15 protein-coding genes are annotated in these 12982 nt (G+C 64.6%); 8 read left to right on the forward strand and 7 right to left on the reverse strand.

Annotation, left to right across the window (positions count from 1 at the left end):
* Nucleotides 1–39: 39 nt before the first annotated feature.
* A complete protein-coding gene (locus NKH83_RS02105; RefSeq protein ID WP_352476437.1) occupies nt 40–732 on the reverse strand; it encodes a winged helix-turn-helix transcriptional regulator in 693 nt (230 codons plus the stop codon).
* A gap of 173 nt (nt 733–905) precedes the next feature.
* On the opposite strand from NKH83_RS02105, the gene NKH83_RS02110 reads away from it, so the two are divergent.
* The 3 genes from NKH83_RS02110 to NKH83_RS02120 all read left to right on the forward strand — a co-directional run bounded on the left by NKH83_RS02110 (nt 906) and on the right by NKH83_RS02120 (nt 2311).
* The gene (locus NKH83_RS02110; protein ID WP_352801865.1) at nt 906–1232 is read left to right on the forward strand and encodes a DUF1330 domain-containing protein; all 327 of its coding nucleotides are present in this window, start codon (nt 906–908) and stop codon (nt 1230–1232) included.
* A gap of 127 nt (nt 1233–1359) precedes the next feature.
* A complete protein-coding gene (locus NKH83_RS02115; protein WP_352476237.1) occupies nt 1360–1884 on the forward strand; it encodes a hypothetical protein in 525 nt (174 codons plus the stop codon).
* Nucleotides 1885–2020: 136 nt separating this feature from the next.
* Nucleotides 2021–2311 carry a hypothetical protein gene (locus tag NKH83_RS02120; RefSeq protein WP_352468681.1) on the forward strand — a complete coding sequence of 97 codons (291 nt, stop codon included), beginning with the start codon at nt 2021–2023 and terminating at the stop codon, nt 2309–2311.
* A 15-nt stretch (nt 2312–2326) separates the two neighbouring features.
* On the opposite strand, the gene NKH83_RS02125 is transcribed toward NKH83_RS02120, so the two are convergent.
* Complete coding sequence (locus NKH83_RS02125) at nt 2327–3490, reverse strand: M20 aminoacylase family protein (protein WP_352801867.1); 1164 nt, start codon at nt 3488–3490, stop codon at nt 2327–2329.
* 269 nt (nt 3491–3759) lie between these two features.
* On the opposite strand from NKH83_RS02125, the gene NKH83_RS02130 reads away from it, so the two are divergent.
* Together NKH83_RS02130 and NKH83_RS02135 are read left to right on the forward strand one after the other, a co-directional pair.
* Nucleotides 3760–4938, forward strand: a complete 1179-nt coding sequence (locus tag NKH83_RS02130; protein ID WP_352649350.1) for a D-alanyl-D-alanine carboxypeptidase family protein — start codon at nt 3760–3762, stop codon at nt 4936–4938.
* A gap of 4 nt (nt 4939–4942) precedes the next feature.
* Nucleotides 4943–6097 carry a CobW family GTP-binding protein gene (locus NKH83_RS02135; RefSeq protein ID WP_352801869.1) on the forward strand — a complete coding sequence of 385 codons (1155 nt, stop codon included), beginning with the start codon at nt 4943–4945 and terminating at the stop codon, nt 6095–6097.
* Nucleotides 6098–6255: 158 nt separating this feature from the next.
* On the opposite strand, the gene NKH83_RS02140 is transcribed toward NKH83_RS02135, so the two are convergent.
* From NKH83_RS02140 to NKH83_RS02160, 5 genes are all read right to left on the reverse strand, one after another.
* Complete coding sequence (locus tag NKH83_RS02140; RefSeq protein ID WP_352801871.1) at nt 6256–6525, reverse strand: sulfurtransferase TusA family protein; 270 nt, start codon at nt 6523–6525, stop codon at nt 6256–6258.
* A 5-nt stretch (nt 6526–6530) separates the two neighbouring features.
* Nucleotides 6531–7859: a L,D-transpeptidase family protein gene (locus NKH83_RS02145; RefSeq protein ID WP_254817064.1), complete on the reverse strand. Its 1329-nt coding sequence runs from the start codon at nt 7857–7859 to the stop codon at nt 6531–6533.
* A 210-nt stretch (nt 7860–8069) separates the two neighbouring features.
* On the reverse strand, nt 8070–9020 hold the full coding sequence (locus tag NKH83_RS02150) for an acetyl-CoA carboxylase carboxyltransferase subunit alpha (protein WP_352801873.1): 951 nt from the start codon (nt 9018–9020) through the stop codon (nt 8070–8072).
* A 99-nt stretch (nt 9021–9119) separates the two neighbouring features.
* Entirely contained in the window at nt 9120–10037 is a 918-nt protein-coding gene (locus NKH83_RS02155) for a site-specific tyrosine recombinase XerD (RefSeq protein WP_352801875.1), read from the reverse strand.
* Nucleotides 10034–10183, reverse strand: coding sequence for a hypothetical protein (locus NKH83_RS02160; RefSeq protein ID WP_023677884.1), 150 nt, complete (start codon nt 10181–10183; stop codon nt 10034–10036). The genes NKH83_RS02155 and NKH83_RS02160 overlap by 4 nt, the downstream gene beginning before the upstream one ends.
* Nucleotides 10184–10344: 161 nt before the next feature.
* Between NKH83_RS02160 and NKH83_RS02165 the strand changes: the two genes are divergently transcribed.
* From NKH83_RS02165 to NKH83_RS02175, 3 genes are read left to right on the forward strand one after another with little or no spacing between them, the layout of a single operon-like run.
* A complete protein-coding gene (locus tag NKH83_RS02165; protein WP_352476242.1) occupies nt 10345–10947 on the forward strand; it encodes a shikimate kinase in 603 nt (200 codons plus the stop codon).
* Nucleotides 10944–12086 carry a 3-dehydroquinate synthase gene (aroB, locus tag NKH83_RS02170; protein ID WP_352476243.1) on the forward strand — a complete coding sequence of 381 codons (1143 nt, stop codon included), beginning with the start codon at nt 10944–10946 and terminating at the stop codon, nt 12084–12086. Before NKH83_RS02165 ends, aroB begins: the two co-directional genes overlap by 4 nt.
* Nucleotides 12083–12979 (forward strand): HlyC/CorC family transporter, encoded by an 897-nt coding sequence (locus NKH83_RS02175; RefSeq protein ID WP_352476244.1) that lies wholly within the window; start codon nt 12083–12085, stop codon nt 12977–12979. Before aroB ends, NKH83_RS02175 begins: the two co-directional genes overlap by 4 nt.
* The last annotated feature ends 3 nt before the right edge of the window (nt 12980–12982 follow it).

Below are 12982 nucleotides of genomic sequence, written 5' to 3' on the forward strand. Positions count from 1 at the left end.
CGACACATAACCGCTTCGGATCGTTTCGCCAAGAGGCAGTTAGGCCGCTCGCTTCGGCTCCACCGCGAACGGACTCAGGCCGAGCCAGGTCTGCATTTTGCGCGCGATATCCCGGTCGCCCGTCAGAACGACTTTCGCCCCGGCCTTCTCGACGGTGATCAGTCCCATCCAGATTTCGGTCATGGTGTGCAGGTCGGTCGAGACGTAGAGATCGACATCGAAGCCCGGATCGTACCAGCAGAGGTCGACCTCGCCGTGCTTCTCGACGATCAGCCACCATGACCGCTTGGAGGCGGGGAGCTCCTGATACAGAAATTGTATCACCGTGCGCCCGTCGGGCAGCGGCGACGCGTTGAGATTGCGCCGCATGTCCCACATCAGCAGCGACGGATCGAGGTTCTTCAAGGACAGCCGGGACTCGACCCATTTCTGGCCCCAAAAACCCATTGCCTCGACGACGGAACGCAGATCCCTGCCTGCCTCGGTCATCCGGTATTCGAAGATGCCTTTCTCGCCGCGCACCTCCTTGCGCTCGACGATCCCGGCCAGCTCGAGCTCCTTGAGGCGTTGCGACAGAAGGGTCGGCGACATTTTGGGGACGCCGCGGCGCAGATCGTTGAAACGGGTCGAGCCCGCCACCAATTCGCGAAGCAGAACCATGGTCCAGCGAGTGCACAGCACCTCCGCGGCCATCGATAACGGGCAGAACTGTTTGTATCCGGACTGGGTCACGATGTTGCCTTCCCTCAAACTCTGGCGGAACCATAGGCCTTTCCCGGCAACGCCGCGAGTACAGAAACTGTACCGGCCCAGTACAGATGGCGGACTGGCTGGCGCCGGCCCTGACATGCGACCCCTCTGCCGCTGCACGGGATACCCCTGTGCACGACCAGGAGACATAACCCATGACCGCTTACGTTATCGCAGACATCAAGGTGAGGGACCCAAAGTGGATGCCGGCCTATGCCGCGTCGGTCCACGACCTCGTCCACAAGCACGGCGGCAGATATCTGTCGCGCAGCGGCAATGTGAAGACGCTCGAAGGCAAGCCGCTCGACACCACCCTGATTGCCTTGATGGCGTTCCCGACCGAGGCCGCGGCGCGCGCCTTTACCGACGATCCTGCCTACGCACCCTTCGTTTCGGCCCGTCAGGGCGGTAGCGACAGCCGTTTCCAGATGATCGACAATTCCGATCTGGCCGGAACCATCCCGTATTTGCCGAAGGGATGATCTCCCCCTGCATTCGTCGCATCGGGGCAGGGATCTCCCAGCAACAACAGCCACAGCGCCCACCTGCCGGACCTCCTTACTTCCGGCGGCCGGCCGGGCTGTGCTTTTCAAGAAGAATGGAATGACTATGACAATCAACTTTCGCAACAAGTTCCTCGCTGCCGTGGCGCTGCTGTCGGCCTGCACTGCGTTGGCGCAGGCGCATCAGGCAGCCCCCACCTCCGGTCCCAATCCGCTGGCCGACAAGGTGCGCGCCGCCAACAGCCGCTTCGAGAATGTGGCGGCGGCGACCGCCGAGGGCTATGCGCCCATTCCTTGCGCCAGCGGCATCACCGGCGGCGCCATGGGCATCCACTACGTCAATCCCGGCTACCTCAAGGACGACGCGGTCGATGTCGCCAAGCCTGAAGCCGTCATGTACGAGCCGATGGCCGACGGCACGCTAAAACTGATCGCGGTCGAATACATCACCTCGAAAGGCCCGGCCTCGCTCGATGGACATCTGTTCAATTTCAACAGCGCGCCCAACCGCTATGGCCTCGGACCTTTCTACGAGCTGCATGTCTGGGCCTGGAAGGGCAACCCGACCGGCGCGTTCGCCGATATGAACCCGAACGTGTCGTGCGAACCGACGACTGCTGCCAGCCAGTAAGCAGCCGAGCCAGGCGGCGCCATCGCCGCCTGGCCGCTCTGAATTGCGGGACAGCCAGCAACGGGCGCAAAGACGGCTCAGATAGCGGAACCTTCGGGATGCCAGCGCGCTTTAGTGTCCCGAAGGAGAGACCCGCATGAGCGCCACCAAAGAGTTCTTTGAAACCTGGCTGCAGGAGAATGTCGGCAATCTACCGGCCGAGAGCGAAGTGAGCGTCGCCGTCCTGGCGCAGCAATTCGAGCAGGATGCCGACGCTGCCGGCTATGGCCACGAGGTTCGCGAAGACGAACTCGGCAATATCCAGGAGGCGATCGAGGCAGCCCTGAAGAAGGCGAGGACAGGCGAAGAACCGCAACCCGCCGACGACAACGAGCTGGCGCCGGTCATGGAAGCGCTGGAGGTCGAGGATCCGAAGAGCGGGCCGTAAGCCAATGCCGAACGGCTATGCCGCCAGCGCCGTTTCCGCCAGCTTCACCCAATAGCTCATGCCGTGCGGGATGACCTCGTCGTTGAAGTCATAGGCCGGGTTGTGCAGGCCGGCGGTATCGCCATTGCCGATGAAGATGAAGGCGCCCGGCCGGGCTTCCAGCATGTAGGAGAAATCCTCGCCGCCCATCACCGGCTGGATGGCGCGGTGAACATGACTGTCGCCGGCGACGTCGGCCGCGATGTCGCTGGCAAAGACCGTCTCTTCGGGATGGTTGAAGGTGACGGGGTAGTTGGCGTTGTAATCGACCTCGATTGTCGCGCCGAAGGCAGCGCCCAGGCCTTGGCAAAGCGCGCGGATGCGTTCTTCGGCCTTCTTGGCAACCTCCTTCTTCAGCGTGCGTACCGTGCCGGCGATCTCGGCGCTCTCGGGAATGACGTTGTAGGCGTCGCCGGCATGGAATTTCGTCACCGAGACGACCACCGCCTCGACCGGATCGGTGCTGCGCGAGGCGATCGTCTGCAATGCGCCGACGAGCTGGCTGGTGATGACGATCGGATCGATGGTGCCGTGCGGCATCGCCGCGTGGCCGCCCCGGCCCTTGACGGTGATGGTGAATTCGGCGGTCGCCGCCATGATCGGGCCCGGCCTGATGGCGAACTGGCCGACCGGCAGGCCCGGCATGTTGTGCATGCCGAACACCTTGGAGATGCCGAAGCGCTCCATCATGCCGTCCTTGACCATCTCGTTGCCGCCGCCGCCGCCCTCTTCGGCCGGCTGGAAGATGACCGCGACCGAGCCGGCGAAATTGCGCGTTTCGGCGAGGTATTTGGCGGCACCCAAAAGCATCGCGGTGTGGCCGTCATGGCCGCAGGCGTGCATCTTGCCGGGGACCGTCGAGGCATAGGGTTTGCCGGTGATCTCGTTGAGCGGCAGGGCATCCATGTCGGCGCGCAGGCCGATGGTCGAGCCTTCGCCGTGGCGACCGCGGATGATGCCGACGACGCCGGTCTTGCCCAAACCCGTCACGATGTCGTCGCAGCCGAACGCCTTCAGCTTCTCGGTGACAAAGGCGGCGGTCTTGAAGACGTCGAAATTCAGCTCCGGCGTCTGGTGCAAATGGCGGCGCCAGCCGGCCACCTCGTCCTGCATTTCGGCGGCTCGGTTCAGGATCGGCATGATGGTTCCATTTCGCTGTTGGAGCAGGCGGTCTTGGCCTGCTGCTTTGCAATTGTGCCTGCTGCCTTGCAACCATGCACGCTGGTTTGCATTGTGCTGCTGCTTCCACATTGTGATCGGCAGCACTTTGCCATGTTGACGTCACATAGAGTAAATAGCACCGCGACTGTGGTCCGGGAACAGAGAGCCGGACCATTATCCTGGCGATCGTGTAACGAAATCTTACGGAGCCAGGTGCGACTGCGGCAAGAGGCTATTCGGTTTTCATGATGCGCTACAGGCATTTCCTCAAACTGTTGGTGGCGGGCGCGGTGGTGCTTCCGGCGCTGGCCGGGCCTGCCTTGGCCAATCCGACCATCCTGTTCGACCTGAACAGCGGCAAGATCCTGCAGCACCAGGAGGCGTTCAGGCGCTGGTACCCGGCATCGCTGACCAAGCTGATGACCGCCTATGTGGCGTTTCGGGCGATTGCCGCGGGTGAGGTCCAGCTCGATTCGCCGATCAAGGTAACGAAACATTCGGCCGGCGAGCCGCCGAGCAAGATGGGCTTCAAGCCGGGCTCGGTGATGCGGCTCGACAACGCGCTGAAGATGATGCTGGTCAAATCGGCCAACGATATCGCCATGGCGGTCGGCGAGAATATCGGCGGTTCGCAAGCAGCCTTTGCCGAACGCATGAACGCCGAGGCGCGGCGGCTCGGCATGAGCGGGTCGCATTTCGTCAATCCGAACGGGCTCTATTCGCCGGACCAGTATACGACAGCGCGCGATCTCGCTTTGCTGGTGATGGCGATCCGCAAGGACTTCCCGCAATATGCCCCCTGGTTCTCGATCGAAGGCCTTGCCGTCGGCAAAAAGGAAATCTCCAACTACAACCTCCTGATTGGCCGCTATCCGGGTGCCGACGGCATGAAAACGGGTTTCGTCTGCTCGTCCGGTTTCAACATGATCGGCTCGGCGACCCGCAACGGCCGCACCCTGGTCGCCGTGGTGCTCGGCGAACGGTCAGCCATTACCCGCGCCGAAACGGCGGCAAAACTGCTCGACCAGGGCTTTGCAACGCCGGCGCCGAGCTGGCTGACGGTCGCGGCGCTGCCCGCCTATGGCGACACGATGTCGGCCAACGACATGAATGACGAAATCTGCAAGAAGAAGCCGGTCGCGGAGCAGTCGGAAGCCGCGCCCGCGGTTGGCGACAAGGGCAAGGACGTGCCGAAATCGCCCTATCAGGAAAAGCTCGACCATGTGCCGACGCTGATCGCTGTCGGCCTCGGGGGCGCCACGGGACCGACGCCGAAGGCGATGCTCGACGCCTCCGGGCAGGAATATGCCGACGTGCCGCTGCCGACATGGCGGCCGGACCGGGCGCCGCCGTCCGGCGCCGAGCCTGTTGTGGCCGGATCCGCCACCGCCGCGCAGGTCCAGCAGCCGGCCAAGGCGTTGAACTAACCTGATGGCCGGCTTCCCGATCCCCGTTTCGGTGCTCACCGGCTTTCTTGGTGCGGGCAAGACGACGCTGCTCAACCGGCTGCTGCGGGATCCCGCGCTCGCCGACACCGCCGTCATCATCAACGAGTTCGGCGAGGTGGCGATCGACCATCTCCTGGTCGAGCAGGCCTCCGACGGCATCATCCAGCTCTCCGATGGCTGCCTCTGCTGTACGGTGCGCGGCGAGCTGGTCGACACGCTGGCCGACCTCGTCGACCGGCTGCAGACCGGCCGCATCGACCGGCTTGCCCGCGTCGTCGTCGAGACCACCGGGCTCGCCGATCCCGCCCCCGTGCTGCAGTCGATCATGGCGCATCCGGCCCTTGTCCAGGCCTTCCGGCTCGACGGCGTCATCACCCTGGTCGACGCCGTCAACGGCAATGCGACGCTCGATGCCCATGTCGAGGCGGTGAAGCAGGTGGCCGTCGCCGACCGCATCGTGCTCAGCAAGGCCGACCTGGCCACGGATGCGGGCGATGCCAAGGCGTTGCGGGCGCGGCTCAGGCAGCTCAACCCGGGCGCCGTGGTGCTCGACGCGAGCCAGGCAAGCGTGGCGACCCTGTTCGATTGCGGCCTCTACAATCCGGCCACCAAATCCGTCGATGTGCAGCGTTGGCTCGGCGAAGAAGCCGGCGACGACCATGACCACAGCGGACATGACCACAGCGGGCATGATGACGAGGGGCATGATGACGACGGGCATGACGGGGGCGATCACCATCACCATGGTCATGGTCATGGCCATAGGCACGATTCCCGCGTGCGTTCGCATTCGTTGGTTCACGACGGGCCAGTGCCGTTTTCGGCAATCGAGATGTTCCTCGATCTGCTGCGCTCGGCGCATGGCGAGCGCCTGTTGCGGATGAAGGGCGTCATCGAGCTTGCAGAAGACCCGTCGCGGCCGCTGGTTATCCATGGCGTGCAGAAGATCCTGCATCCGCCGGTGCAATTGCCGGCCTGGCCGGACAGCCAGCGCGGCACCAGGCTGGTGCTGATCACGCTCGACATGCCGGAAGACTATGTCCGCCGGCTGTTCGCCGCCTTCACCAACCAGCCGTCGATCGACACGCCGGACCGGGCGGCACTGGAGAGCAATCCGCTGGCCATCGCCGGATCGTGATCTCCCCCCTCGAGGGGGAGATGGCCGGCAGGCCAGAGGGGGTTGCCGCGCGTGAAGCGCCAACTTTCTCTTTGGTCGTACATGGCGTCGCGCCAGCCGAGGCAACCCCCTCTGTCGCCTTCGGCGAGATCTCCCCCTCAAGGGGGGAGATCACGCGCTCAGCCGCGCTCGACCAGGAAGCGGCGGCCGCCTGCGATCGCCGTCGTTTCGATCAGCCGATGGCCGCTCTCGGTGCAGAAGGCGGGAATGTCGATGACGGCGAGCGGGTCGGTGGTTTCGAGCCACAGGCGGCTGCCCGGCTGCATTGCAGCCAGGCGCTTTTTTGCCTTGAGCACGGGCAACGGACAGTTCAAGCCTTTGAGGTCGTAGACGGCGGCGGGGCTGGTTGAGGGCCTGTCTTCTTGGCCCCCATCTTCCTGTTCAACCATGAACCTCAGCCGCCAAACATGCCGAGCAGCTTCTTCTTCAGCCGTGTCGCCGTGCTTTCGGCGTCCGCAGCCTGCGTTTCCGCGACCGGAACGGCCTCCGCGGATGGCGCGACGGTTGCGGTCGCGACAGGCGCTTCGGCCGCCGCCTTGGCAGCATCCTTTTCGGCCAATGCCTGCGCCTTGGCGGCTTCCTTCTCGGCCAGGGCTTGCGCCTTGGCTGCGGCTTTCGCTGCCTTCGCCGCTTCTATCGCGGCAAGCCGCTGTTCCTCGGCCTTCTGCTTGGCAGCCTTTTCGGCGTCGAGCGCCGCCATCTTGCGGCCCGCCGGCGAATCGACGCGGCCCATGCGCGCCGTTTCGGTCACCGTGCCGTCCGGGTTGAGCGAGGGCGGCTCGATCGGCACGCGTTCGCCGCGCGCACGCCGTTTCGACCAGTCGGAAACGATGCTGGCTTCCTTGATCCCGGCGATGGTCGGCTTGGGCGCCGGCACGCTGGCCTTTATGGCGCCGTTGAAGGCCGCCTCATAGGTGCTCTGATAGGCGTTGATGGCGCTTTTCAGCGAATCGGGCTGGGTGGTCGGCGGACAGGGGCCGGTCGGATTGAAGGTCGAGCCGTCGGCTGCAACCTGGTTGAACACGTAGCGCTTCTCGCAGACGTCGACTTTCGGCGGCACCTTGGTGACCTCGAAATTGTCGTAGCCAACCTTCAGCATCTTCCAGAATTCGTAGTTCGGGTCGTTGCGATAGCGCGCCATATTGGCTGCAGTCATGCGGAACGGAAAAGCCTGGATCTGGAACTCGGTCTGGCCGCCCTGGAAGGCGTCTCGGCCGAAAGCGTAGATCTGCTCGATCTGCGCGTCGGTCATCGAATAGCAGCCAGACGACGAGCAGGCGCCATGGACCATCAGGTTGGAACCGGTGCGGCCATTGGCACGGTCATAGGCGTTGGGGTAGCCGATATTGAAGGACAGGTGGTAATTCGACCGCGGGTTCATCTGTGCCGGGCGGACCGTGTAAAAGCCTTCCGGCGCCTGCCGGTCGCCTTCGGTGAATTTCGGGCCGAGCTTGCCCGACCATTTGCAGATGTCGTAGCTCGCGACCAGGTCGTAGCGGCCGTTGGTCTTGGCCTTCCAGATTTCGAGCTTGCCTTCTTCCTTGAAGATGCGGGCCATCACCGAGGAGGTGCGGACCATGCCCTTGGCTTTCATTTCGGCCAGGATCTTGTCCGGCAGCGGCTTGTTGGCTTGCGGCGCAAAATCCTTCATCGAAGCGTCATTGCAGCCGGCGACGCCGATCGCAGCGATCAGAACTCCGGTGCGGGCAAGCTTGGCAAACATGGATATGGCTATCGTCTTCATTTCTGCGCCGCGGATGCCGCAGCTGCTAAACCGACCACTGACGGACTCTAAGCCCGTTAACCTTGAAAATTCCTTACCGCAAGCATGCGGCGCGTCCCCTTACGGCAAGCCCACTGAGCCGAATGCAGCGGCATTTTTGTGGCGAAACTGGTTCACGCCGCCACATTTCAGGCCGCGTGCCTGGGTTGGTTACAGATTGCGGCCCATCGCCAGGTATTTCTCGCGGCGATGCTCGCGGAAGTCGGTGTTGGCGCCGGAGAATTCCCTCATCGTCCTGGCGATGAGGTCGCCGGTGGCGGCGATCACCGTTTCGGGGGCGCGATGGGCACCGCCGAGCGGCTCGGCAATGATGGCGTCGATGATCTTCAGCTCCAGCAGATCCTGCGCCGTGATCTTCATATTGGTCGCCGCATCCCTGGACCGCGTGGTGTCGCGCCACAGGATCGAGGCGGCGCCCTCCGGCGAGATCACCGAATAGATGGCGTGTTCGAGCATGTAGACGCGGTTGGCGGTGGCGATCGCTATGGCGCCGCCCGAGCCGCCTTCGCCGATCACCACCGAGATCGACGGCACCTTCAGGCCAAGGCAGGCCGAAGTCGAGCGGGCGATGGCCTCCGCCTGGCCGCGCTCTTCGGCATTGACGCCGGGATAGGCGCCGGCCGTGTCGACCAGCGTCAGCAGCGGGATCTGGAAGCGGTCGGCGAGTTCCATCAGCCGCACCGCCTTGCGGTAGCCCTCCGGCCGCACCGAGCCGAAATTATGCTTCAGCCGGCTTGCCGTGTCGGAACCCTTCTCCTGGCCGATGATCGCCACCGGCTCGCCACGGAAGCGGGCGAAGCCGCCGACGATCGCCTGGTCCTCGCCGAAGTTGCGGTCGCCGGCGAGCGGCGTGAAATCGGTAAGCAGGCCCTTGATGTAGTCGATGCAGTGCGGCCTGTCCGGATGGCGCGCCACCTGCACCTTCTGCCACGGCGTCAGCGCCTTGTAGGCGTCGCGCAGCGCATCGCGCGAGCGCTTCTCGAGACGGGCGATCTCATCGCCGACATCGACCGCCTCGCCGTTCTCGGCAAGCTTCTTCAGCTCGAGGATCTTGCCTTCGAGATCCTGTACAGGCTTTTCGAAATCGAGGTAATTGTACATTCTTGGGCGGACCGGCAAGTCGGAAGGCAATGACTGACGCAAGCCTGAAAATGCAGGCTGGGCGCGGTGGAACGTCGTTCTCACATAGCGACATGACGCCTAGTCGGCAAGCGGATGATGATCGTTGACCAGACGCACCAGCCGCTCCTCCAGCACATGCGTGTAGATCTGCGTCGTTGAAATATCGGCGTGGCCAAGCAGCTGCTGCACGGCCCTGAGATCGGCGCCGTTCTGCAGCAGATGGCTGGCGAAAGCATGCCGCAGCACATGCGGCGATATCTTCGCCGCGGCAATGCCGGCCCGCGCGGCAAGCGCTTTCAGCTCGCGGGCAAAGACCTGTCTCGAGAGATAGCCGCTGTCGGCGGCGGCCGGAAACAGGAACGGGCTGTCGGCAAGAGCCGGCACCGCCGCCCGTGCGGCAAGCCAGGTCCGCATCGCCGTGCGCGCCTTGGCCGACAGCGGCACCATGCGCTCCTTGTTGCCCTTGCCGCGCACCATGAAGAAGCGGTCGTCGCGCTGCGCCACCGCCACAGGAAGGCCGACCAGCTCCGAAACGCGCAAGCCGGTGGCGTAGAGCACCTCGACCAGTGCGTGGAGGCGCAGCGCCGCGAGCGTGTCGCCGTCATGCATGGAGGGGTCCTTCGCCTCTTGCGCGGCGCGGTCGAGCAGCCGGCCGGTATCGGCTTCGCTCATCGTCTTCGGCAGCGGCCGGCCCTTCTTCGGGCTGTCCAGCGTGCCGGTCGGATCGTCGCCGCGCAGGCCCTCGGCATAGAGGAACTTGAAGAACTGCCGAATCGCCGACAATTTGCGCGCCTGCGAGGTGGCGGCGAAGCCGCGCGCGGCGATGTCGTCGAGATAGGCGCGGATGTCGGCGCTGGTGGCACCGGCAAGTCCGCCGGCGATCCCGGCGGAAGCGTCCTCGAGGTCGCGGCGATAGGACGAAAGCGTGTTTTCGGCGGCGCCGCGCTCGGCGCTCATCATTTCCAGGAAGGCTTCGATGCGGGCGGCGCTGTTCATTTTTTCGGATTGAGCTTTTCCGGAGGGATACGCACGCTCATTTCCGCCTTTCTCGGCTCGACGAACATGACCAAGGCGAACATCGCGCCATAGACAATGCCGGCCAGAATCGCGAGCGTCACGACAAAGCGAAACAGTGTTGGCATTAATTTTCGCCCGTCGTCTTATTCTGCATTTCCAACCCTGTGCCCTTATGAGACGCCAATCCGGGCAATTCAAGGGAGAAGCCATATCCGGTCTTGGGCGCGTTACGCTTGACGCAAACAGGCTTTTGATGTCGATACGCCGGCAAAGAGGCCCTAGAAGCATGAACGCGCTACCAGCAAATCCTTCGGGCGAGAGCCATGCCGCGCTGCTCGGCCGGCTGGGCGGCCGTTCCATCGTCTTTGTCGGGCTGATGGGCGCCGGCAAGACGGCCATCGGCCGCAAGGTGGCGGCGATGCTGGCGCTGCCCTTCATCGACAGCGATCAGGAGATCGAAACTGTTTCGCGCATGAGCGTCCCGGACCTGTTCGAGCGCTATGGCGAGGCTGAGTTCCGGGCACTGGAGCAGCGCGTCATCCTGCGTGTGCTGGAGCACGGGCCGCAGGTGCTGTCGACCGGCGGCGGCGCCTTCATGAACGCGCAGACGCGCGAGGCGATCGCCAGCCATGGCGTTTCGGTATGGCTGAAGGCCGAGATCGATCTGTTGATGGAGCGCGTTTCCAAGAAGCAGAACCGGCCGCTGCTGAAAAGCGCCGATCCGCGCGCCGTGCTGGAACGGCTGATGGCGGAACGCTACCCGGTTTACGCCGCGGCCGATGTCACCGTGCCGACCCGCGACGACCGCAAGGAGATCATTGCCGCCGAGGTGGTGGACGCGCTGCGCGGCCATCTCGGTGTTGCCGACATCGATGAGGTGCGGTCGTGAGCGCTGATGCAACGGTCTCTGTCGAAGTCGGGCTTGGCGAGCGTGCCTACGACATTTTGATCGGCCCCGGCCTACTGTCACGCGCCGGCGCCGAGATCTCGCGCCGCCTGCCGGGCACAAGGGCGGCGGTCGTCACCGACGAAAACGTCGCAGCCGCGCATCTCGCAACGCTTGCGGCCGGCCTGGCAAGCGGTGGCATCCAACATGCCGTCATCACGCTGCCGCCAGGCGAAAAGACCAAGAGCTTTGCGCATCTTGAAGAGGTGGTCGACGGCGTGCTGGCCGCCAAGCTGGAGCGCGGCGACGTCGTCATCGCGCTCGGCGGCGGCGTCATCGGCGACCTGGCCGGCTTTGCCGCCGGCATCGCGCGGCGCGGCATGAATTTCGTGCAGGTTCCGACCTCGCTGCTGGCGCAGGTCGATTCCTCCGTCGGCGGCAAGACCGGCATCAACAGCAAGCGCGGCAAGAACCTCGTCGGGGTGTTCCACCAGCCCAAGCTGGTGCTGGCCGATACCGAAGTGCTCGACACGCTGCCGATCCGCGAGTTTCGCGCCGGCTATGCCGAACTGGCCAAATACGGGCTGATCGACCGGCCGGAGTTCTTCGCCTGGCTGGAAGAAAACTGGCGCCAAGTGTTTGCCGGCGGGCCGGAGCGGGCTGCCGCCATCGCCGAGGCCTGTCGCGCCAAGGCCGACGTCGTTGCCCGCGACGAGTTCGAGACCGGCGACCGCGCCCTGCTCAATCTCGGCCACACTTTCGGCCATGCACTGGAGGCGGCGACCGGCTATGACGGCGCAAGGCTCGTGCATGGCGAAGGCGTCGCCATCGGCATGGCGCTGGCGCACCGCTTTTCCTCAAGGCTCAATTTGGCGAGCCCCGACGATGCGGCGCGCGTCGAGGCGCATCTTCGCGCCGTCGGCCTGCCCTGGCGCATGGCCGACATTCCGGGCGAATTGCCCGACGCCGAGCAGCTGTTCTCCTTCATCACCCAGGACAAGAAGGTGTCGCGCGGCGCGCTGACCTTCATCCTGACGCGCGGCGTCGGACAGGCCTTCATCGCCAGGGATGTGCCGGCCTCGGAAGTGCTGGCGTTCCTCAGGGAGAACCATCCGGGTCGGCAGGAAAGCCGCCCGGGATGAGTCAGGCCGGCTGGATCGCGGCAGCAGTGCTCGCCGGCCTCGGCCTGCTGGGCTTCGTCCTGCGCCGGCACCTGCTCGCCGCCTTCGGCTATGAGCTGCAGCGCATCGAGCCGCAGCGCTCGGCGCGCGAGGAACTGCGCGGCGCCGTCGACGATTTCCGCCGCGACGGCCAGGTGGTGCGCGAGGACCGCGCCCGCATCGGCGGCCTGTTCGACCTCGAGGAGCTCGAAGTGTCGGACGTCATGGTCCACCGCACGAATATGCGCTCGGTCAATGCCGATGACCCGCCCGAAGCGGTGGTTCGCGAGATCCTGCAGAGCCCGCACACCCGCATGCCGTTGTGGAAGGGTTCGCTCGACAACATTGTCGGCGTGCTGCACGCGAAGGATCTGCTGCGCGCCCTGAACGAGGTCGGCAACGATTTCTCCCGGATCGACGTGATGAAGATCGCGTCTAAACCGTGGTTCGTGCCCGACACCACGACGCTGCAGGAGCAGCTCAACGCCTTCCTGCGCCGCAAGGCGCATTTCGCCATCGTCGTCGACGAATATGGCGAGGTCGAAGGGCTGGTGACGCTGGAGGACATCATCGAGGAGATCGTCGGCGAGATCGCCGACGAGCACGACATCGACATCCAGGGCGTCAAGCAGGAGGCCGACGGCTCCGTCGTCGTCGACGGCACGGTGCCGATCCGCGACCTTAACCGGGCGCTGGACTGGAACCTGCCGGACGAGGAAGCCACCACCATTGCCGGCCTTGTCATCCACGAGGCGCAGTCGATCCCGGACGAAAAGCAGGCCTTTACGTTTCACGGCAAGCGCTTCGTCGTCATGAAGCGCGACAAGAACCGTATCGCGCGGCTGAGGATCAAGCCGGCGATGCTTGGCGAATGACAG

It is taken from the genome of Mesorhizobium sp. M0909 (genome assembly GCF_040319515.1).
In the GTDB taxonomy this organism is placed as follows: Bacteria; Pseudomonadota; Alphaproteobacteria; order Rhizobiales; family Rhizobiaceae; genus Mesorhizobium.